Source organism: Streptomyces sp. H39-S7, from assembly GCF_027158205.1.
Lineage (GTDB): Bacteria > Actinomycetota > Actinomycetes > Streptomycetales > Streptomycetaceae > Actinacidiphila.
Window position 1 is genome coordinate 55,992 of record NZ_JAPVLU010000045.1, and the last position, 19,720, is coordinate 75,711.

The following is a 19,720-nucleotide window of genomic DNA, read 5'->3' on the forward strand; positions in this document are numbered from 1 at the left end:
CGAAGGGGCCCGCCGCGTCATCATCCTTCCCGGCTACGTACCTGACGCCGGGCGGCGGCCGGGGCGGCCCGTGCGGCCGGTCAGGCGCCCGGCACCGGCGGCAGCAGCGGGCCGCAGTCCCACTGCTGGAAGATCAGCCGGGTCTCCACCCGGGCGACCTCGCGGCACGAGGTGAACTCGTCGATCACCAGCCGCTGCAGATCGGCGGTGCCGGTCACCGCGACATGGACGAGGTAGTCCTCGGGGCCGGTGAGGTGGAACAGCGCCCGCGTCTCGGGCAGTGCGCGGATCCGGGCCACGAACGGGTTGATCAGCTCCCTGCGGTGCGGCCGGACCTGCACCGACAGGAGCGCCTCCAGCCCCCGTCCGAGCTTGGCGGGATCCAGCCGCAGTTCATGGCCGAGGATCACTCCGGTGCGGCGCAGCCGCGCCACGCGGTCCAGGCAGGTGGACGGGGCGATGCCGACCACCGTCGCGAGATCGCGGTTGGTGGTCCGGGAATCGTTCTGCAGGACCCGGAGAATCTCCAGATCGGTCGGATCCAAAGGGACGGAATCGGTCATCGGCCGAACGTAGCACGGGATTCTCCCGGCGTGAGGCGTCGATTGTTCATGCTCTGGGCATGGAACAACACTCTGTGAAAAGGCCTCGTTCGCTGGCCACCGAGGCGGTGCACGCCGGCCGCGAGGACCTCGCCGGACTCGGCGTGCACGCCGTCCCGCTGGACCTGTCGACGACGTACCCCTCGTACGACAGCCGCGGTGAGGCCGCCCGCCTCGACGTGTTCGCCGCCACCGGCGCCCGGCTGGAGGGCCCGCCCGTCTACGGCCGGCTGGACAATCCGACCGTCAGCCGGTTCGAGACCGCCCTGGCCCGGCTCGAGGGCACCGACGACGCGGTCGCGTTCGCCAGCGGGATGGCGGCCCTGAGCGCCTGCCTGCTAGCGCGCGGCTCCCTGGGCCTGCGGCACGTGGTCGCGGTCCGCCCGCTGTACGGGTGCAGCGACCATCTGCTCACCGGTGGGCTGCTGGGCACCGAGGTGACCTGGGTCGACCCGGCGGGCATCGCCGACGCGATCCGGCCCGACACCGGACTGGTGCTGGTCGAGACCCCCGCCAACCCCACCCTGGCCGAACTGGACCTGCGCGCGATAGCGCACGCTTGCGGAACGGTGCCGCTGCTCGCGGACAACACCTTCGCCACGCCGGTGCTGCAGCGTCCCGCCGAGCTCGGCGCGAGCATCGTGCTGCACAGCGCGACGAAGTACCTCGGCGGTCACGGTGACGTGCTCGGCGGCGTGGTGGCGTGCGACGAGGAGTTCGCGCGGCGGCTGCGCCAGGTCCGCTTCGCCACCGGCGGCGTCCTGCACCCGCTGGCCGGCTACCTGCTGCTGCGCGGGCTGTCGACGCTGCCGGTGCGGATGCGCGCCGCCTCGGCGAGCGCCGAAGTGCTCGCCGGGCGGCTGGCCGCCGACCCGCGGGTGGCGGCGGTGCACTACCCGCGGATCGGCGGCGCCATGGTCGCGTTCGAGGTGCACGGCGACCCGCACGAGGTGATCGCCGGGGTCCGGCTGATCACCCCGGCGGTCAGCCTGGGCAGCGTCGACACCCTCATCCAGCACCCGGCCTCGATCAGCCACCGCGTCGTCGACGAGCGGGACCGCCGAGCGGCGGGCGTCAGTGACCGGCTGCTGCGGATGTCGGTCGGACTGGAGGACGTCGAGGACCTGTGGGACGACCTCGACGGCGCGCTGCGGGCCGCGGCCCTCGCCGGGGCGGTCAGTTCCGGCTCGTGACCCTCGGCGGGGACGGCACGCCCGACGGCGTCAGCGTCGCGGTGATCACCAGCGTGCCGTCCTCGACCTGGTAGTCCAGCGGAAGGCCCAGGTCGCGCATGGTCGCGACCATGCCGGTGTTGTTCGACCGGGTCACGGCGTACACGCTGCCGCGGCCCGCCTCGACGGCGTGGCCGACGAGCTTGCGCAGGAGCTGCGCTCCGATGCCGCGCCGCTGCCACTCGTCCTCGACCAGCAGGGCGACCTCGTTCTCGTCGCCGTCCCACAGCAGGTGGGCGAGGGCCACCAGCCGGCCCGACGCCGTCTCGACGGCGAGCGTCCGGCCGAAGCGCGGGCTGAGAAGGTGCCGCAGATAGCGGTCCGCGTCGGGGACCGGGCCGTGGTAGCGCTGCGCGAGGGTGTCCGGGGAGCAGCGGTCGTGCATCGCGCGGGCGGCGTCCAGATCCTCGGGGCCGGCCCGGCGGATGGTGATCTCGTTGCCCTCCGGCAGCGTCAGCACGTCCCTGCTCGCCGGCATCCGCACCCCGAGGCGTGCGTCGAGCTCCACCAGGGCGCGCGCCCGGGCGAACTCGGTCGGGGTGAACGGGAGGTAGGCCCGCTCGACGATGATCGTGCCACCGGAGGGGTCACGCAGTCGCATCATCGTTTCCTCCAGTGTGTCCTCCGGCGCCGGTGTGCCGTCCTTCGGAGCCGGCACCGAGCGGATCGTGCACCGGCCGAAGAGCCGGCGCAGGGCGAGCGGCAGCTCCGCGGCGTCCAGGGCGGTGCGGGTGGCGAGGTTCAGCATCCGGGTGGGGGTGTCCACCAGGTCATGGGCGTCGGCCCGTTCCGTCCAGGTGTCGCGTCCGCCGGCCGCCCCGATCACCTGCGCCAGCGCATGGGCCGGAAGCGCCGCGGGTGCCCGCAGCAGGAACTCGTCGACGGTGCCGTCCGCCAGCGGATGCGTCTGCAGCGTCAGGATGTCGACGTGCGCGTCGGCCAGTGCCATGCACACCGCGCCCAGGCTGCCGGGGGTGTCCCGGACCGTGGTGCGCAGCCGCCACAGCGTCGTCGGGCCCGGTTCCTGCGTGCCGTCGGCCGGAGCCGGTCCGGGGGGCGCGTGGCTGTGGCGGCGTGCCCACCAGATGTGGAATCCGGCCGTCGCCAGCAGTGCGACCGCCGAGGCCGCCAGCAGAACGGGTCCTTCCGGACCGTGCACCACCACATTGGCCACCAGGTCGGCGAAGGCCACCGCCGTGAAGACGGCGGAGAGTTCCACCAGGTCACGCCGCCAGTGGTGGTGGCGGGAGCGGGAGGGGCGCGGGTTCGAGGAAGTCAACTGAGGCATGAGAACACTCTGTCGAACCTGTGTTGCGTGATCACGAACGTTCGATGACCGGTGGGTTAAGGGTGGTTCCTGGTGGTTAATTTGCCCTTTCAACGGGTTTGCCGCCTGCCGGGCGGGGCCCGAGCCGCAGCCCGCGGTCCTGTCGCGGGCGCGGCTCGGGCACGGCTCGGACCGGGCCTACTGGCCGACGCGGCCGGGCTGCAGCACCTTGGTGAACAGCACCGTGCCGTCCTGCTCGCGCAGCCGCACCGTCAACTCGCCCGAGTGTCCGTCGATGTCGACCTGGCCGAAGAACTGGTACCCCTCGGCGGGCGAGACATTGGCACGCTCGGGCGCCTTGACGAACACCCGCTCGGGACCGAACGTGCCGTCCAGCGCACTGGCCGGGAACGCGCCGGCGTTCAGCGGCCCGGAGACGAACTCCCAGAACGGCGCGAAGTCCGTGAACGCCGCGCGGGAGGGCTGGTAGTGCTGCGCGGACGTGTGGTGCACATCGGCCGTCAGCCACACCGTGCCGGTGATGCGCCGGTACTTGACGAACCGCAGCAGCTCGGCGATCTGCAGCTCGCGGCCGAGCGGGGCGCCCGGGTCGCCCTGCGCGACCGCCTCGATGTTCTGCCGGCCCTCGGTGGTGTCCGGCACCACCAGGCCCAGCGGCATGTCGGAGGCGATCACCTTCCACACCGCGCGGGAGCGGGACAGCTCCCGCTTGAGCCACTCCAGCTGCGCCCGCCCGAGGATGCCCTGGTCGTCCTGGGTCTGCTGGTCGGGGGAGTTGGCGTTGCGGTAGGTGCGCATGTCCAGTACGAAGACGTCCAGCAGCGGGCCGTGGTGCTGCACCCGCTGGACGCGGCCGTCGGTGTTCGGCCGCAGCGTCGAGATCGGGAAGTACTCGGAGAACGCCCGGCGGGAGCGGGCGGCCAGCACGTCCACGCTCTTCTCCGCGTACCGCGCGTCGTCCATGATCTCGCCCGGGTACCAGTTGTTGCGCACCTCGTGGTCGTCCCACTGGATGATCGAGGGCACCCGGGCGTTGAAGGCGCGCAGCTTGTCGTCCAGCAGGTTGTAGCGGAAGGCGCCGCGGAACTCCGCGAGCGTCTCGGCGACCTTGGACTTCTCCGGGGTGGTGAGGTTGCGGTAGATCCGGCCGTCGGGCAGCGCCGCGGTGGGCGCGATCGGGCCGTCGGCGTAGATGTTGTCACCGCTGCACAGGAAAAAGTCGGGATCGAGCCGGCCCATCGCCTCGTAGATGCGGTAGCCGCCGATGTCGGGGTTGATGCCCCAGCCCTGCCCGGCGAGATCCCCCGACCACAGGAAGCGCACGTCGTCGCGGCGCCGCGACGACGGGGTGCGGAAGCTGCCCGCCACCGGTGCGCCGGTGCGGCGGTGGTCGTCCGGGTCGGCCAGCAGCACCCGGTAGTGGATCTGCTCACCGGACGGCAGACCGCGCAGGGAGGTCGTGCCGGTGAAGTCGGTGTCCGGACCCAGCAGCGGTCCCTCCCAGCGGCGCGCGTCGCGGAAGGAGCCGCTGACCGACGTCTCGACGATCATCCGGGCCGGCCGGTCCGACCGCACCCACACCAGGCCGGACGAGGCGGTGACATCGCCGCTCTGCACCCCCCACGGCGCGGCCGGCCGGCCCGACAGCGCCAGCGCGGGCGCCGCCGTCACCGTCGGGAGCAGCAGCGCCCCGGCCGCGGCGAGGCCACCGCCGAGGACCGCCCTGCGGTCCACCGTTCCGCCCGCTCCCGGTGCCTGCTGCGCGTTCTGCGTTTCCTGCGACATCTGCCACTCCCGTGCTCGGCTTCCCGCGTCGCCCCCGTTCCTACTGGTTGCGGATGCCATCCGGCCGAACGCGCGGTGAACACGCCGCTCGGGTGGCCTACACCGACGTGAGCTGCGCCGCGGCCGGCTTCTCCCGCGTGGCCGGCAGCGGTGCTGACGGAGGGAGGAGCGAGAGTTCGGGTGCCGGGGCCGGGCCGACCTCGATGTCGGTCACCACCAGTTCGGTGCCGCCCAGTTCGGGGACGGCTCCCGCCGGGGCGCCGGCCGCGCCCGCGACGGCCGCCGCGGCGGCGCCACCACGGCGGCTGATGGTGCCGGGCAGCAGGACGCGGCCGCCGCTGTGCAGCGCGACCGCGGTCAGCGGCACGGCGGTGGCCAGCAGCACGCAGCCCAGGACGGCTCCCATGAGCGGGTAGCCGGCGTGGCCGGCGAGCAGCGTCCCGGCCAGCGGTCCGCACGCGACGCCGAGGTTGGAGGCGGAGCCGGCCAGCACGGCCCACCGCCCCTGCCCGTCGAGGGAGGCGGCCAGGCCGATCAGGTACGAGAGCACCACGGGGTAGACGGTGTTCCAGAGCACCTCGCCGGTCGCGAACGGCACGGCTCCGCCGGCCGAGGCGCTGACCGCGACACACGTGGCGATGACCGCCGTGCCCACCCCGATCGGGACGGCGCGCCCGAGGCGGGAGCCGAGCGCGCCCGCCACGCCGACGCCGGCCAGACCGCCGCCGAGGGCGACGGCGAAGACCAGGCCGAGTGCGGCCTCGGAGAGCCCGGCCCGGTCGAGGCCGATGCGTCCGCTCATCCCCCACAGGGCGTTCTGCGCCATCGACCAGCACAGCATGGCGCCGGCCAGCACGGCGCCGGAGCGGCGGTGCGGCAGGCGGGCCCGGACGCCGGCGTCGGGGCGCGGGGAGCCGGCCCGGTCCGCGGCGGGCAGCCGCCCGGCCGCGGGCAGGGCCAGCGCCGCGGCGCAGGCGAGGGCGGCGAACGGCAGCGCGTGGCCGCCGTCGAGGCGCGGCAGCACCAGGTACAGCGCGCCGGCGGTCGCCGAGGTGGTCAACAGGCCGAGCACCGAGGCGCGGTGCGGGTCGGGGCGGGCGGCGATCCCGACGGCGGCCACCGCCGTCGCCGTCCCGGAGCCGAAGCCGCCGATGACGCAGCCGGCGACCACCAGCGGGACGAGCGACGTGCCTGCGGCGAGCGCGAAACCCGCCATCATCAGCAGCAGCCCGGCGCGGGCGAGGCGGACGGCCCCGACGTGGTCCACGCGGGAGGCGAGGGTCAGGCCCGCGGTGGCGGAGGAGAGCAGCAGGGCGCTGCCGACAGCGCCCGCACGGGCGCTGCTCAGGCCGAGGCCACCGGGGGAGGAACCGAGGTGCCCGACGATGGTGGGCAGCAGATAGGCGGCAAGATACCCGGCGGCGAAAACCGCGACCAGGGGCAGGACCGCCGCGCGGGGGCGCGGAGGCATGGGCGTACCTCTCAACAGGACGAAGGCCAAAAGGGGGTGGAGCGCCTATCGACCGACAGGAACGCGCTGCGTCATATCTATCAAGGGGGACGACTGCGACAGAAGGGGGTATCGGGAAGTTAAACCCGCTGTTGCCGATTCGAGATCAAAAGGCTTCGGCCAGCAGGCGCACCGACCGCTCGATGTCCGCCGGCGACAGGTGCGCGTACCCCATGACGAGGCGTACCCGGCCGTCGTCCGCGGGGTCCGCACGCGCGGTGTAGGAGGACAGCGGCCGGACCGCGACGCCCGCCGCCGAGGCCGCCGCCAGGAAGCGCGGCTCGGGTCCGTAGCGCGCGGGCAGGTCCGCGATCACGTGCAGCCCGGCCGCGATCCCGCCGACCCGCGTGCCGGGGAAGTGCCGCTCCAGCGCTTCGGCCAGCGTGTTGCGGCGGACGCGGTACAGGCGCTGGCAGCGCCGCAGTTGCCGGTCGTAGTGGCCGCCGGAGATGAACTCCGCCAGGACGGCCTGCTCGGTCACCGCATGGCCGAGGTCCATCGTCCGCTTGCGGGCCGCGACCTCGGCGGCGAGGCGGGCGGGCGCGACCAGCCAGCCCAGCCGCAGCCCGGGGGCCAGTGACTTGCTGACGGATCCGGTGTAGGCGACCCGGTCGGGAGCCAGGCCCTGCAGGGCACCGACGGGCGCCCGGTCGTAGCGGAAGTCACCGTCGTAGTCGTCCTCGATCAGCAGTCCGCCGCTCTCCCGGGCCCAGTCGGCGAGTTCGCCGCGCCGCCGGGCGGTGTACGCCACCCCGGAGGGGAACTGGTGGGCCGGGGTGACCACGGCCGCCCGCACCCCGGTGGCGGCCAGCGCCGCCGGGTCCAGGCCGTCGCAGTCCACCGGCACCGGCACCGCCTCCAGTCCGGCCGCCGCGAACAGCGCCGTGTGCTCGGGGCTGCCCGGATCCTCCACGGCCACCCGGTGCTCGCCGCGGTCCCGCAGGACCAGGCCGATCAGGGTGTGCGCCTGCGCCACCCCGGAGCACACCACGACCCGGTCCGGCTCCACCGCGACCCCGCGGCGGCGGGCCAGCAGATCGGTGAGCGCGGCCCGCAGTTCGGGCAGCCCCCGGGGGTCGGGGTAACCGAACGCCCGGTGCGGCAGCCGCGTCAGCACCCGGCGATGGGCGGCCGACCAGGCGGCGCGCGGAAAGAGCGAGAGGTCCGGCAGCCCCGGCCGGAAGTCCGAGGGGGCGCCCCGGTCGTCCGCCGCGAACGCGTCCGGGGCCGGCACCGCGGGGCCCGCGCACGCGCTCGTCACCCACGTCCCCGACCCCTGCCGGCCGCTCAGATACCCCTCCGCGGTCAGCTGCGCGTACGCGTCCGTCACCAGCCCGCGCGACACCCGCAGGTCGGCCGCGAGCTCCCGGCTCGACGGCAGTTGGGTGCCGGGCGCCAGCCGGCCCGACCGCACCGCGTCGCGCAGCGCCGCCTGCAGCGCGCGGCCGCGGCTGCGCGCCGGGGCGGCGGCGGAGGGGAGCAGCAGCTCCCAGGCGGCGGTCCCGAGCGTGCTGTCGCCGTCGCCGTTGCCGTTGCCGTCGTTCTCGTCGTCGGAAGTGGTCCTCGAAGCAGCCATGGGATTGGACCTTAATCAGGACCGGTTCTGTTCATAGCGTGATCGCATGAACTCCTACCAGCGCCGTGGGGCGCTCCTGGCCGCCTTCGCCTGTGTCCTGGTCGGCGCCTCCTTCACCGCCAACGGCGCCCTCGTGGACTACCCGCACGCCGGAGGCCAGGCGCTGCGCTACGGCATCGCCTTCGCGCTGCTCGCCCTGCTCACGCTGCGCGGCGCACGCGACACGGCTCTCCGGCTGCGCGCGCTCACCGGGCGGCACTGGCTGCGGCTGGCGGTGCTCGCCGCGACCGGCATGGTCGGCTTCAACCTCGCGGTACTCGCCGCCGAGCGCAGCGCCCAGCCCGCGGTGCCCGGCGTCCTGGTGGGCTGCGCGCCGATCGTCGTGGCGGTGCTCGTCCCGCTGCTGTCCGGCCGTCGCCCGGCCCGCGCGGTGCTGACCGGGGCCCTGTTCGTCGCGGGTGGGGCCTTCGCCGTCCAGGGGTGGGGCGGCTCGGACACGGCAGGGCTGATGTGGTCGGTGGCCGCGCTGGGCGGGGAGGTCGCCTTCGCGGTGATCGCCGTCCCGCTGGTCGCCCCCCTGGGTCCGCTGCTGCTGTCGACGTGCGTCTGCGGCTTCGCCGCCGTCGAGGCCGGGCTGCTCGGCCTGCTGCTCGACGGGCGGGCCGCGCTGCGGCTGCCGGACACGGGCGAGGCGCTGGCGCTGGGCTGGCAGGCCGTCGGGGCCACCGTGGTCGGCTTCGTCTGCTGGTACGCCGGGATGCAGCGCATCGGCGCCGAGCGCGCCACGCTCTTCTCCGGGCTGATCCCCGTCTCCGCGGCGCTGACCGCGCCGCTGGTCGGGGTGGGCACGTTCGGGCCGGGCCGGCTGGCGGGCAGCCTGCTGGTGGCGGCGGGTGTCGCGGTGGGCTCCGGACTGCTCGTCCGGCGGGCGCCGGAGGAACCGCGCAGAGCCCTGACGGGCCGGGCCGGCGAGGCCCGGCCGGCGGTCAGCGCGAGCCGTCGAGGATGACCCGGGCCACCAGTTCCGGGTCGTCGTTCATCGGCACGTGGCCGCAGCCCGGCAGCCGGACCAGCCGGGCGTTGGGGATGGTGCGCTTGGCCCGGATCCCCTGGCGGCGCAGCAGGACGCGGTCCTGGGTGCCCCAGGCGATGGTCACCGGGACGTTGGGAATGTCGTCGCCGAAGACGACCCCGGCCCGGCCCGCTGTCAGCGTGGCCTCGAACCCGGCGGCCTCCCGCATGGCACGTGTCTCGGCCACCACCGCCTCCGGCGCGCGCTGTCCGGGCCGCGAGTAGATCGCGCTGGTGAGCGCGGCGCGCCCGGCCGTACTGCGGGCCATCCGCTCCACGGTGGTCGGCGGCAGCAACAGGGCGCCGCGCCGCATCGCCCCCAACACCGTGAAGGCGTAGCGCCGTTCGGACTCGGTCCAGAATCCGGCCGGGGACAGCGCCGTCACACTGCGCACCAGCCGCTCGCGGCCCAGGTGCAGCGCGACGAGCCCGCCGAGGGAGTTGCCGGCCACGTGCGGGCGGTCGAGCCCGAGCGCGGTGAAGAACGCGTCGAGGGCGGCGACGGCGGTCGGCAGATCGCTGGGGACCGACGCGTGCTGCGCGGGTGACTGGCCGAAGCCGGGCAGGTCCACCGCGATGACGTCCCGCTCGGCCGCCAGCAGGTCGGCCACCGGGTCCCACGCCTGCAGGTGGTGGCCGATGCCGTGCAGGAGTACCAGCGGCTCTCCCGCGCCGCGCCGTTCGTAGGCGACGAGGACGGGCGGGAGGCCGGCGGGAGAGACCTCGACGAGGGAGGCGGTTCGGGGCATGCGGTGCTCCTGACCGTTGATAGACGTGACGTCAGGAAGGGTATCGGGAAGCCGGGGAACTCCTATGGGGCACCGTGAGTTCACTGCATACGGGCCGGTGTTGATCGCCGGCCCGGCCAGCAGCCCCGACCGGGCGCCCCCGTCTCGGTCGGGGCCCCTTTCGTCCGCGAGTTTCGTCCGCGAGGGCGTGACCTCGCGCGGAGCGCCGGCCCCCGGCGGAGCCCTTCCGGCGCGTTTCCCGCCCCTCGCCGTCGGCGACCGTCCGTGACCTGCCCGTTCCCCTGTGACGTGGCAACAACATCGCGTGAACGTCTCGCGTCCAAGACGTCCCTGGTCAGAGCCCCGCCCGATCATTGGTCTTGACCAAGGGGGAGGGCCGCCCTATCGTCGCCTTAGTAGTGCAAGAACCTTTAATAAACAGGGGTTCCGAAACAAGGCTGAACAAGGCCCGCGCAGGGCCCGGCGATTGTGAGGACAGGGTGGGGACCACGCAGCTCGAGGCGACGCAGGAGGTTCAGGAGCCGAAGTACTGGCACCTGAAGACCGTGCTCAATGACGCGCTCGACTCCGAGTTCGCGGTGGGCGAGATCCTGCCCAACGAGCGTGACCTCGCCGCCCGCTTCGGCGTCGCGCGGGCCACCCTCCGCCAGGCACTGGAGCAGCTCGAGCTGGAGGGGCGGCTGCAGCGCCGCCGCGGCGTCGGCACCACCGTCGCCCCGCCCCGCATGGGGGTGGCCGTCGGACCGACCGACAACGCCTGGCCCGGCATCGGCAACGACGCGTGGCGCACGATCGGCTGCGCCGAGGCCGTCGCCCCGCCCGCCGTCGCCCGCCTCTTCGACGGCGGAGACGTGCTGCCGGTGCACACCATCCGGCGCGAGCGCGTCATGAACGGCCAGCCGGTCGCCACCGAACTGCTCTACGTTCCCGTCGCCTCGGTCCCCGGCCTGCCCGGCCTCCTGTCCCCGGCCAACCACGGGCCCGCCGTGCTGCGGGAACTGCAGCGGCTCGACCTGGAGGGCGAGGACCGCGCCGTGGAGCTGGGCTCGGCCCGCGCCGAGGACGCCAAGCAGCTCGACCGGCTGCCCGGCGCCCCCGTCCTCGTCGTGACCACGCGTTACTTCGCCGGCGGCCAGGTCGCCGCCGTCGCGATCTCCACCTACCGCGCGGACACCTGCCGACTCACCTTCGGTGACTCCGGCGCCGTGGAGGTCACCCACCACGAGGAGCAGGAACGCCGCCAGGCGTCCTGATCAGTACCTGACGCGTGAGCACCGGGCCCCGGGGGTTCCGGTGCTCCGTGCTGCCCGGGGCCGGCCCCGGGGCGGCGGCCCGGTCAGCGCTGGGGCAGCGACGTCTGCTCGACGGCGAACAACTGCTCCTCGACGTGGTCCAGGGCCAATCGCAGCGCCCCGGTGGCGATGGCCTCCTGGCCCAGTGCCGACAGCGTTACCTCGGGCGGCCGCAGGCAGTACCGCGCCAGCTGGTCGCGCAACGGCTCCAGGACGCCGTCCAGGCCCGCCGCCCAGCCGCCGATCACGACCAGCTCGGGGTCGAGGGCGAGCACCAGCGCCGCCACATCGTGCACCAGCCGCCGCAGATACCGGTCCACGGCCTCCTTGGCCTGCACGTCCCCGCCCTTCGCGAGCGCGAAGACCCGGGCGACGGCCGACTCGTCCAAGGGGTGCAGCGGCGTCCCGGTCGTCGACAGCAGATGCTCCGGGGTGACCTCCTGGCCCAGCAGGTGCAGGGCACCGATCTCGCCCGCCGCACCGCCGAAACCGCGGTGCAGCCGGCCGCCGATCAGCGAACCGGCCCCCGGGCTCAGCCCGGCCAGCACGAAGACCATGTCGTCGGTCCCCATGCCGACGCCCTTCCAGTGCTCGGCCACGGCCGCGACGTTCGCGTCGTTCTCCACCAGCACCGGACAGCGGAACGACCTCTGCAACCGCTCACCCAGCGGCAGACCCGTCCACCCCGGCAGCGCCGTACTCAACCGCACCGCGCCGTCGGCCTCGACGATGCCGGGGCTGCCGACACCCACCGCCCACAGCGTGCTGCGCGCCACCCCGCACTTGCGCAGCAGCTCGGCGACGGTGCCGCGGACCCGCTCCAGGCGGTCGTCCGCGGACGCCGACTCCGCCACGTCATGACCCAGCGAACCCAGCAGCTGCCCGCTGAGGTCGGACAGCACCGCCCGCACCTGGTGCGCACCGATCTCGATGCCCAGCAGATGGCCCGCCTCGGCGTGGAACCGGAAGCGCCGGGCCGGCCGGCCCTGTTTGCGGGCGTCACCGGACTCGGCCGGAACCTCCACCACCAGGCGGGACTCCGTCAGCCCCTCGATGACGCCCTCGACGGTCGGCCGGGACAGGCCGGTGCTGTGCACCAGCTCGGTCAAAGTGGGGGTCTGGGACCCGCGCAGCGCGTGGAGGACCACCGCGGAATTGATCCGTCGCAGCAGGGATGGATCCCCGCCGGTGAGCCGCCCCAACGTATGTCCTCCCAGCCGGCGCGTGTATGTGGGCGGATCGTACCTGGCCAGCGGCCGCCCGGCGAGTGCCGTTGCACCCAGCGCCGCGCGACCCGGAACCGGACCCGGCCAACCGCCTACCCGGCGACCGCGTCCGGAACGCCGGCGGCCACCCGCAACCGCCCGAACTCCTCCGCTATCGCCGCGGGCGTCCAGTGCGCGTTGAGCCCACTGGGATTCGGCAGCGCCCAGATCCGGGTCCCGCCGATGGTCCGCTCCTGCGGGCCGATCCGGGCGTCCTTCTCGCCGAAGGCCACCCGGTACGCGGTGATCCCGGCCACCGCCAGCCACGCCGGCTCCAGCAGCCGCACCTTCGCGTCCAGGATCCGGCCGCCCGCCACCATCTCCGCGGCGCTCAGCTCGTCGGCCCGCGCCGTGGCCCGCGCCGCGACATTGGTGATGCCGAGCCCGTACGCGAGCAGCTCGCGCTGCTCCGCCGGCAGCAGCCGCCGCGGAGTGAAGCCCGCAGCGTGCAGCGCCGGCCAGAACCGGTTGCCCGGCCGGGCGAAGTGGTGACCGGTCGCCGCGGACAGCAGTCCCGGATTGATCCCGCAGAACAGCACACGCAGGCCGCCCGCGGCCACATCCTCGATGGTGCGGTCACGGGCGGCTTCGAGTTCCTCCGGCGTCAGAGGATCGCCCCGGGCGCGTACGCGGCCGCCTTCGGGTGCCGCTCGGCGACCTCGGCGATCCGCTGCACGACGGCCGCGACCTGCCCGGCCGCGGCGCCGGTGAACGACAGCCGGTCGGCCATCAGCGCGTCCAGCTGCGCCCGGTCCAGCGGCATCCGCTCGTCCTCGGCCAGCCGGTCCAGCAGCTCGTTGCGCTCGGCGCCCTTCTCCCGCATCGCCAGCGCGGAGGCCACTGCGTGCTCCTTGATGACCTCGTGCGCGATCTCGCGCCCCACACCCGCGCGCACCGCGCCCATCAGCACCTTCGTGGTGGCCAGGAACGGCAGGTAGCGGTCCAGCTCACGGGCGATCACGGCGGGGAACGCGCCGAACTCGTCCAGCACCGTCAGGAACGTCTCCAGCAGACCGTCGAAGGCGAAGAACGCGTCCGGCAGCGCGACCCGGCGCACCACCGAGCAGGACACGTCGCCCTCGTTCCACTGGTCACCCGCCAGCTCGCCGACCATCGACGCGTAACCGCGCAGGATCACCGCGAGGCCGTTGACCCGCTCGCAGGAGCGCGTGTTCATCTTGTGCGGCATCGCCGACGAACCGACCTGGCCCGGCTTGAAGCCCTCGGTGACCAGCTCGTGTCCGGCCATCAGCCGGATCGTCTTGGCCAGCGACGAGGGAGCCGCCGCCAGCTGCACCAGCGCGGTCACCGAGTCGTAGTCCAGCGAGCGCGGGTAGACCTGGCCGACGGAGGTGAAGGCCCGCGAGAAGCCCAGGTGACCGGCGATCCGGTCCTCCAGCTCGGCGAGCTTGGCGACGTCGCCGCCCAGCAGGTCCAGCATGTCCTGCGACGTGCCCACCGGGCCCTTGATGCCGCGCAGCGGGTAGCGGCCCAGCAGGTCCTCGACCCGCTCGAACGCCACCAGCAGCTCGTCCGCCGTCGTCGCGAACCGCTTGCCCAACGTGGTGGTCTGCGCGGCGACATTGTGCGAACGGCCCGCCATGACCAGTTCCGCGTACTCGGCCGAGAGCTTCCCCAGCCGGGTCAGCACCGCCACCGTGCGGTCGCGCACGAGCTCCAGCGACAGGCGGATCTGCAGCTGTTCGACGTTCTCGGTCAGGTCGCGCGACGTCATGCCCTTGTGGACCTGCTCATGCCCGGCGAGAGCGTTGAACTCCTCGATGCGGGCCTTCACGTCGTGCCGGGTGATCTTCTCGCGCTCGGCGATGGAGGCGAGGTCGACCTGTTCGAGCACCCGCTCGTAATCGGCGAGCGCCTGCTCGGGCACCTCGATGCCGAGGTCCTTCTGCGCCCGCAGGACGGCGAGCCACAGGCGGCGCTCCAGCACCACCTTCTGCTCGGGGGACCACAAGGTGGCAAGCTCCGCAGAGGCGTAGCGGCCGGCCAGGACGTTCGGGATACGAGGCTTAGCAGTCACGTGCACAGAGTCTACTGCGCGTCGGCGCAGGCCAGCGCCGGGGCCGGACCGGCGCCCGCCGGCCGTCCGGTCAGTCCTCGAAGGGAGACAGCTCGCCGCGCTTGGGCGGCAGGCCGTCACCCGAGGAGCGGCCGGTCAGCCGCCTGCCGATCCACGGCACCAGGTGCTCGCGCGTGAAACGCAGGTCCGCGCCCCGCCGCGTCACCCAGCCCGGCGGCACCGCGGGCGGCAGCAGTTCCCGCCAGTCGGACTCCGCGTCGTGGCCGAGTGCCTGCCAGACCGCCTCGGCCACCCGGCGGTGACCCTCGGCGTTCAGATGCAGCCGGTCGTCCGCCCACATCTGCGGATCCCCGAGCACCCCCGACCCGTACAGGTCCACCACGATCGCCCCGTGCCGCTCCGCGAGCGTGTCGAGGAACGCGAAGAGCTGCTCCATGCGCGGCAGGAAACGGGCCGCGACCGGGCCCCGGCGGATCGGGCTGTGCATCAGGACGAGCTGCCCGCAGCTCGGCGCCAGCTTCTCGACGGACTGCTCCAGCAGCGCGCACACCGCGTCGACGTCGCACTTGGGCCGCAAGGTGTCGTTGAGCCCGCCGACCAGTGTGACGAGGTCGGGGCGCATCGACGCCGCGGTGTCCACCTGCTCGTCCGCGATCTGCCGGATGAGCTTGCCCCGCACCGCGAGGTTGGCGTACCGGAAACCGGGGGTCCGGGCGGCGAGGCGGGCGGCGACGAGGTCGGCCCATCCGCGGTACGAGCCGTCCGGCAGCGCGTCCGACATGCCCTCGGTGAAGGAGTCGCCGATCGCGACGAAACTGGTGTACGTGGCATTCATCTGCATGGCGCGGGTGATCCTACCCGCCCGGGACGGGCCCGTCACACGTCGCTGGATAGGCTCCCCGGATGGAGATGACCGACATACCCTTCGGGACCACCGACTGGTCGCAGGTCCCGGCGACCGAACACCCCGGCGACTCGGGCAGCGCGACCTGGCGCACCCGCCAATTCGGTTCCGTCCGCGTCCGGATGGTGGAGTACAGCCCCGGCTACGTGGCCGACCACTGGTGCGACCGCGGCCACGTCCTGCTGGTGCTGGAAGGCACCCTCACCACCGAGCTCGCCAACGGCGAGACGGTCACGCTCGGCGCAGGCAGCAGCTACCAGGTCGGACACGACACCGAACCGCACCGCTCCCGCACCCAGGACGGCGCCCGGCTCTTCGTCGTCGACTAGGACCGGGCCTGCCGCCCATATTCGGTCGCGCGAACCCGTGCCACCGGTCACGCTGCACCAGACACCCATGATCCGACCAGGAGCAGCCGTGACCGACCTCGACACCCTCGTCAAGCCCGCCGACCTCGTCGCGGCCATCGAGTCCGGCCACGTCTCGCGCAGGCAGCACCCCGAGCTGCCGATCTCCATCTACACCTACACGCGGGTGGCCCAGTACGAACGCGCTTGGACCGACGTCACCATCCGCTGCCGCGGTCTGGTGGCCGACGACGTGACCGGCGCGATCGTGGCGTGGCCGTTCGAGAAGTTCTTCAACGTCGGGGAGCACGGACTCGGCCTGCCCTACGCGCCGGCGCTGCCCGTCGAGCCGTTCGAGGTGTACGACAAGGTCGACGGGTCGCTCGGCATCGCTTTCCATTACGACGCGCGCTGGCACGTCGCCTCCAAGGGATCGTTCACCTCGGAGCAGGCGACCTGGGCGACGCGGCGGCTGCGGGCCGCCGACACCGGTGCGCTCGATCCGGGGTGCACCTACCTCGTCGAGATCCTGTACCCGGAGAACCGCATCGTCGTGAACTACGGCGAGCGCCGCGACCTCGTGCTGCTCGCGGCCTACGCGCAGGACGGCACCGAGCGCGTCCTCGCCGAGGCCGCGCGGGAGTGGCAGCAGATCGGCTCCGTCGTGCGCAGCTGGCCCGCGCCCGAGCTGGCCCGGCTGCTCGCGATGACGGCCGACAACATCCGGCTCGACGGCGAGGCGGTCACCGGGACGGACGCCGAGGGGTACGTCCTGCGGTTCGCGTCCGGGGTGCGGACGAAGGCCAAGACGGCCGACTACGTGCGGCTGCACAGGGTCATCACCGGTGTCACCGAACGGGACATCTGGCGGAGCCTCGGCATCCAGCGGTTCGCCGACCGCGACCCCAAGCGGGTGACGCAGGCCCTCGGCTGCCAGGCCGAGGAGCTGGCCGCCTACGCGGCGGCCGGCATCGGCCCGCTCGACGCGCTGCTCGAACAGGTCCCGGACGAGTTCGACACCTGGGTGCGCGGTATCGCGGACGGACTGGTGGCGCAGGCCGAGGCGCTGGCCGCGCAGGCCCAGGAGGAGTTCGCGGCCCTTGAGCCGTTCGCCCACGACCGGGCGGCGTTCGCCCGTGCCGCCCAGCGGATCAGCGATCGCCGGGTGCGCGGCACGATGTTCCAGCTGCTCGACGGGCTGAACGTCGATCTACAGTTCTGGCGGGCGATCAAGCCCGGCCCCTCCGACCCTTTCGCGAACGACGAAGAAGGCTGAACCCCGATGCCCACCGTGCATGTCATGACCGGTCTGCCCGCCTCCGGGAAGACCACCGCCGCCCGCAAACTGTGCGCCGACTCCGACGGCCGCGTCCGGCGCGTCAACCTCGACGACCTGCGGGTGATGCTCGGGGACGGCGGGAGCGGCGGCGGCCGGCAGTGGTCGCACGAGCACGAGCAGACGGTGCTGGCCATCCAGGACGCCGCCGTGCGGGAGACGGTCGCCGCCGGTTTCGACGTCGTCGTCGACAACACCCACCTGACCCCGCACATCCCGAAGCGGCTCAAGGCCGCCGTCGGGGGGCTCGCGGTCTTCGTCGTCCATGACTTCACCGACGTGCCGATCGAGGAGTGCCTGCGCCGTGACGCGGACCGCGAGCGTCCCGTGGGCGAGGAGATCATCCGCATCCTGGCCGACAAGCACACCAAGGCCACCCGCGGCGGCTGGCGGCTCACGGACGAGTGGCTGAACGACACCCCCGCCGTCCTGCCCTACGTCCCGGACGGGCGGCTGCCCGATGCGGTGATGTGCGACATCGACGGCACGCTCGCGGTCAACCAGAACCGCAACCCGTACGACTTCACCCGCTGCGAGCAGGACGGCCTGAACTCCTCGGTGCGCGACGCGCTGGTCGCGTTCCGCAAGGCGAACGGCGACCGGATCGTGCTGCTGTCCGGCCGCGGTGAGGAGTTCCGTCCCCAGACCGAGGCCTGGCTCGCGGCCCACGACGTGCCCTGCGACGAGCTGTGGATGCGGCACGCCGGTGACGCGCGCCGGGACGACGTCGTCAAGGCCGAGCTGTTCGACGCGCACGTCCGCCACCGCTTCAACGTGCGGGTGTCCATGGACGACCGGGACCGGGTGGTGGCGATCTGGCGGCGGATGGGGCTGCCTACCTGGCAGGTGAACTACGGGAGTTTCTGACTCCGGGGTGCCGACCGGGGGTCCAGGCCACCGGGCTCGCGCCACTGCCCCCCCGGACCACCGCTGTGGCAGGGTGGGTGGTCCGTTGACGATCGGAGGTCCGACGACCCGTGAGCGCGATCATCTGGATCACGGAGGGCACGTGGCGGGCCACGGTGGACGCCGCCCGCTCGCACGTTCCCGACGGGGCCGAACTCACCCTGCTGCATGTCACGGGTGACGACGTCGAGGACACCGCGCACGGCGCGTTCGCCGGTCTGCTCGGCCGCGGGCACCGCGAGCGCGATCCGGGCGACTACCTGGAAGCCCTGTCGGCGACGGCCGGCGAGGAACTGCTGGAGGCCGCCGCCGACCGGCTCGGCCGGCCCGCGGCCCGGGTGCAGGTGCACGGGCGCGTGGCGCGCGAGGTGGTGCGGGCGGCGGAGGGCGCCGAACTGCTGATCTGCGCGCGGGACGGTGACCTCCACCGGTTGGGGCCGCGCAGTCTGGGGCGCGACGGCCGGTTCGTCGTCGACCACGCGCCCTGCCCGGTCCTGCTGGTGTGGCCCGAAGCCGTCCCCGGTCTCGCGTCGATCCCGCCCCCGCCGCAGCACGGACCTGAGCACCCCGGCCGGTAATTCCTCAGACGGTGGAGCGCACGCCGATCCCGTTCGGCACCGGGCGTTCGGCCGCTCCGGACGGATGGTTCCGCACGGTGTTGCGCGCGGCGCCCGGAAGCCGGGTGACGAGGGTGGACGAGCCACCGCCGTCGAGGTTGACGGCGCCGTCGGCTCCCAGGGAGCGCAGCAGGCGGGCGAGTTCGGCGAGGGTCAGTCCGTCGCCGTCCTCGGCGGTGCCGTCCAGGGCCAACAGGTACAGCCGGTGGCCCTGGACGCCGAATCCGGCGGCGGTGCGGGTGGCGGCGACGGTCTCGTCCAGGCCGTCGAGGGGGACCCCGTCGCGCAGGATCGGGTAGCCGCCGATGGCGAAGGCCGGCGGGACGTCCGCGGTGCCCTGGAGGCGGTGGGTGACGTGGACCGGGTCGCCGGGCCGGAGGCTGCGCAGGGCGCGGGCGCCGGCTCCGCGTCCCAGCAGGACGACCGTTCCGGGCGGGATCACGCCCTGTCCCGGGGTGGTCGAGACGGCGGTGACGCTGTCGTGGTCCACCGTCACCTCGTACGGGTCGGTGTCGCAGGCGGCGCTGCGGGCGTGGTCGGTGCCGCAGGCTGCCCGGGCGCGGGAGGCGGGGCCCCAGTCGGCGGTGTAGGCGCCGATGCCGTCCTCGGGCAGCGCGTACTGGTTGAAGCCTGCCAGTTGCCAGGTGTCGGCCGGGGTGACGACGGTGCCCAGCAGCCGCAGTCGGTCCAGCCGGGCCGCACCGTCGGTTCCGATGCCGAGGACGTCCTCGTCGGTCGCTCCCGGCACCAGTGCGGGGCCGAAACGCTGGCCGTCGGGGACCGCGGCCTTGAGGGGGAGGCCGTCCGCGACGGCCGGGCCCACGGTGGAGCCGGTCGGCTGCACGCTCGGATGCTCTGTCTCGGTGATGTTGAAGAAGTCGCCGTTGACGGCGGCGACCGCGCCCCGCGCGTCGGCCAGCCGGGACACCGGTGTCCGGGTGTCGGCGCCGCCGGCGGTGGGCCGTAGCAGCTCGACCTTCACGTGGGTGTCGTCGAGATCGACCGTCAGCAGGTGGCCGTGGGCCGTGCCGTGCGGGGTGGGCGCCGAGAAGGTCTCGTACCGGACGCCGGGCGCCAGCTGTGTCGGGTCCGCGAACCGGGGGTCCGCGGCGGCGGGGTTCACCGGTATCGCCAGGACGAGCAAGGCGGTCACGAGCACCGGCGTCCGCGTCCCGCGCCGGGGGTGGCGGGACGCACGGGAG

General features: G+C 73.7%; 18 protein-coding genes. 7 read left to right on the forward strand and 11 right to left on the reverse strand.

Annotated features, from left to right (window positions below):
- Window positions 1-80 precede the first annotated feature (80 nt).
- Entirely contained in the window at window positions 81-563 is a 483-nt protein-coding gene (locus O3X23_RS33560; protein WP_269276243.1) for an Lrp/AsnC family transcriptional regulator, read from the reverse strand.
- A 59-nt stretch (window positions 564-622) separates the two neighbouring features.
- On the opposite strand from O3X23_RS33560, the gene O3X23_RS33565 reads away from it, so the two are divergent.
- Entirely contained in the window at window positions 623-1,795 is a 1,173-nt protein-coding gene (locus O3X23_RS33565; RefSeq protein WP_269276245.1) for a trans-sulfuration enzyme family protein, read from the forward strand.
- Here the strand turns inward: O3X23_RS33565 and O3X23_RS33570 are convergent.
- The 4 genes from O3X23_RS33570 to pdxR form a co-directional block, all read right to left on the reverse strand.
- Window positions 1,779-3,122, reverse strand: a complete 1,344-nt coding sequence (locus O3X23_RS33570) for a GNAT family N-acetyltransferase (protein ID WP_269276247.1) — start codon at window positions 3,120-3,122, stop codon at window positions 1,779-1,781. The genes O3X23_RS33565 and O3X23_RS33570 overlap by 17 nt on opposite strands.
- Window positions 3,123-3,299: 177 nt before the next feature.
- Entirely contained in the window at window positions 3,300-4,907 is a 1,608-nt protein-coding gene (locus O3X23_RS33575; RefSeq protein WP_269276248.1) for an alkaline phosphatase D family protein, read from the reverse strand.
- Window positions 4,908-5,004: 97 nt separating this feature from the next.
- Window positions 5,005-6,378, reverse strand: coding sequence for an MFS transporter (locus O3X23_RS33580; RefSeq protein ID WP_269276250.1), 1,374 nt, complete (start codon window positions 6,376-6,378; stop codon window positions 5,005-5,007).
- A gap of 145 nt (window positions 6,379-6,523) precedes the next feature.
- The gene (gene pdxR / locus O3X23_RS33585; protein ID WP_269276251.1) at window positions 6,524-7,993 is read right to left on the reverse strand and encodes a MocR-like pyridoxine biosynthesis transcription factor PdxR; all 1,470 of its coding nucleotides are present in this window, start codon (window positions 7,991-7,993) and stop codon (window positions 6,524-6,526) included.
- A 46-nt stretch (window positions 7,994-8,039) separates the two neighbouring features.
- Between pdxR and O3X23_RS33590 the strand changes: the two genes are divergently transcribed.
- A complete protein-coding gene (locus O3X23_RS33590; RefSeq protein WP_269276253.1) occupies window positions 8,040-9,002 on the forward strand; it encodes a DMT family transporter in 963 nt (320 codons plus the stop codon).
- On the opposite strand, the gene O3X23_RS33595 is transcribed toward O3X23_RS33590, so the two are convergent.
- Window positions 8,980-9,813: an alpha/beta fold hydrolase gene (locus O3X23_RS33595; RefSeq protein WP_269276254.1), complete on the reverse strand. Its 834-nt coding sequence runs from the start codon at window positions 9,811-9,813 to the stop codon at window positions 8,980-8,982. The genes O3X23_RS33590 and O3X23_RS33595 overlap by 23 nt on opposite strands.
- Before the next feature lie 479 nt (window positions 9,814-10,292).
- On the opposite strand from O3X23_RS33595, the gene O3X23_RS33600 reads away from it, so the two are divergent.
- A complete protein-coding gene (locus O3X23_RS33600; protein ID WP_269276257.1) occupies window positions 10,293-11,066 on the forward strand; it encodes a GntR family transcriptional regulator in 774 nt (257 codons plus the stop codon).
- Between the two features lie 83 nt (window positions 11,067-11,149).
- Here the strand turns inward: O3X23_RS33600 and O3X23_RS33605 are convergent, their stop codons facing one another.
- The 4 genes from O3X23_RS33605 to O3X23_RS33620 all read right to left on the reverse strand — a co-directional run bounded on the left by O3X23_RS33605 (window position 11,150) and on the right by O3X23_RS33620 (window position 15,249).
- On the reverse strand, window positions 11,150-12,307 hold the full coding sequence (locus O3X23_RS33605) for an ROK family protein (protein WP_269276259.1): 1,158 nt from the start codon (window positions 12,305-12,307) through the stop codon (window positions 11,150-11,152).
- Window positions 12,308-12,423: 116 nt separating this feature from the next.
- A complete protein-coding gene (mug, locus tag O3X23_RS33610) occupies window positions 12,424-12,978 on the reverse strand; it encodes a G/U mismatch-specific DNA glycosylase (RefSeq protein WP_269276274.1) in 555 nt (184 codons plus the stop codon).
- Window positions 12,975-14,408, reverse strand: a complete 1,434-nt coding sequence (purB, locus tag O3X23_RS33615) for an adenylosuccinate lyase (protein ID WP_269276261.1) — start codon at window positions 14,406-14,408, stop codon at window positions 12,975-12,977. The genes mug and purB overlap by 4 nt, the downstream gene beginning before the upstream one ends.
- A 70-nt stretch (window positions 14,409-14,478) precedes the next feature.
- Window positions 14,479-15,249, reverse strand: a complete 771-nt coding sequence (locus O3X23_RS33620) for an SGNH/GDSL hydrolase family protein (RefSeq protein ID WP_269276263.1) — start codon at window positions 15,247-15,249, stop codon at window positions 14,479-14,481.
- Between the two features lie 68 nt (window positions 15,250-15,317).
- Between O3X23_RS33620 and O3X23_RS33625 the strand changes: the two genes are divergently transcribed.
- From O3X23_RS33625 to O3X23_RS33640, 4 genes are all read left to right on the forward strand, one after another.
- Complete coding sequence (locus tag O3X23_RS33625; RefSeq protein WP_269276265.1) at window positions 15,318-15,641, forward strand: DHCW motif cupin fold protein; 324 nt, start codon at window positions 15,318-15,320, stop codon at window positions 15,639-15,641.
- Between the two features lie 88 nt (window positions 15,642-15,729).
- Window positions 15,730-16,935 carry an RNA ligase gene (locus tag O3X23_RS33630; protein ID WP_269276266.1) on the forward strand — a complete coding sequence of 402 codons (1,206 nt, stop codon included), beginning with the start codon at window positions 15,730-15,732 and terminating at the stop codon, window positions 16,933-16,935.
- Window positions 16,936-16,941: 6 nt separating this feature from the next.
- Window positions 16,942-17,862, forward strand: a complete 921-nt coding sequence (locus O3X23_RS33635) for a phosphatase domain-containing protein (protein WP_269276267.1) — start codon at window positions 16,942-16,944, stop codon at window positions 17,860-17,862.
- A gap of 110 nt (window positions 17,863-17,972) precedes the next feature.
- A complete protein-coding gene (locus O3X23_RS33640; protein WP_269276270.1) occupies window positions 17,973-18,479 on the forward strand; it encodes a universal stress protein in 507 nt (168 codons plus the stop codon).
- Window positions 18,480-18,483: 4 nt separating this feature from the next.
- On the opposite strand, the gene O3X23_RS33645 is transcribed toward O3X23_RS33640, so the two are convergent.
- Window positions 18,484-19,677: a phosphodiester glycosidase family protein gene (locus tag O3X23_RS33645; RefSeq protein ID WP_443048058.1), complete on the reverse strand. Its 1,194-nt coding sequence runs from the start codon at window positions 19,675-19,677 to the stop codon at window positions 18,484-18,486.
- Between the last annotated feature and the right edge of the window lie 43 nt (window positions 19,678-19,720).

Bases quoted from the DNA above. Each gene is read 5' to 3' on its own strand.
- O3X23_RS33635 (WP_269276267.1), top strand. From the start codon at position 16,942: ATGCCCACCGTGCATGTCATGACCGGTCTGCCCGCCTCCGGGAAGACC.
- O3X23_RS33580 (WP_269276250.1), bottom strand. From the start codon at position 6,378: ATGCCTCCGCGCCCCCGCGCGGCGGTCCTGCCCCTGGTCGCGGTTTTC.
- O3X23_RS33625 (WP_269276265.1), top strand. From the start codon at position 15,318: ATGACCGACATACCCTTCGGGACCACCGACTGGTCGCAGGTCCCGGCG.
- pdxR (WP_269276251.1), bottom strand. From the start codon at position 7,993: ATGGCTGCTTCGAGGACCACTTCCGACGACGAGAACGACGGCAACGGC.
- O3X23_RS33565 (WP_269276245.1), top strand. From the start codon at position 623: ATGGAACAACACTCTGTGAAAAGGCCTCGTTCGCTGGCCACCGAGGCG.
- O3X23_RS33620 (WP_269276263.1), bottom strand. From the start codon at position 15,249: ATGCAGATGAATGCCACGTACACCAGTTTCGTCGCGATCGGCGACTCC.
- O3X23_RS33570 (WP_269276247.1), bottom strand. From the start codon at position 3,122: ATGCCTCAGTTGACTTCCTCGAACCCGCGCCCCTCCCGCTCCCGCCAC.
- O3X23_RS33595 (WP_269276254.1), bottom strand. From the start codon at position 9,813: ATGCCCCGAACCGCCTCCCTCGTCGAGGTCTCTCCCGCCGGCCTCCCG.
- O3X23_RS33590 (WP_269276253.1), top strand. From the start codon at position 8,040: ATGAACTCCTACCAGCGCCGTGGGGCGCTCCTGGCCGCCTTCGCCTGT.
- O3X23_RS33560 (WP_269276243.1), bottom strand. From the start codon at position 563: ATGACCGATTCCGTCCCTTTGGATCCGACCGATCTGGAGATTCTCCGG.
- O3X23_RS33575 (WP_269276248.1), bottom strand. From the start codon at position 4,907: ATGTCGCAGGAAACGCAGAACGCGCAGCAGGCACCGGGAGCGGGCGGA.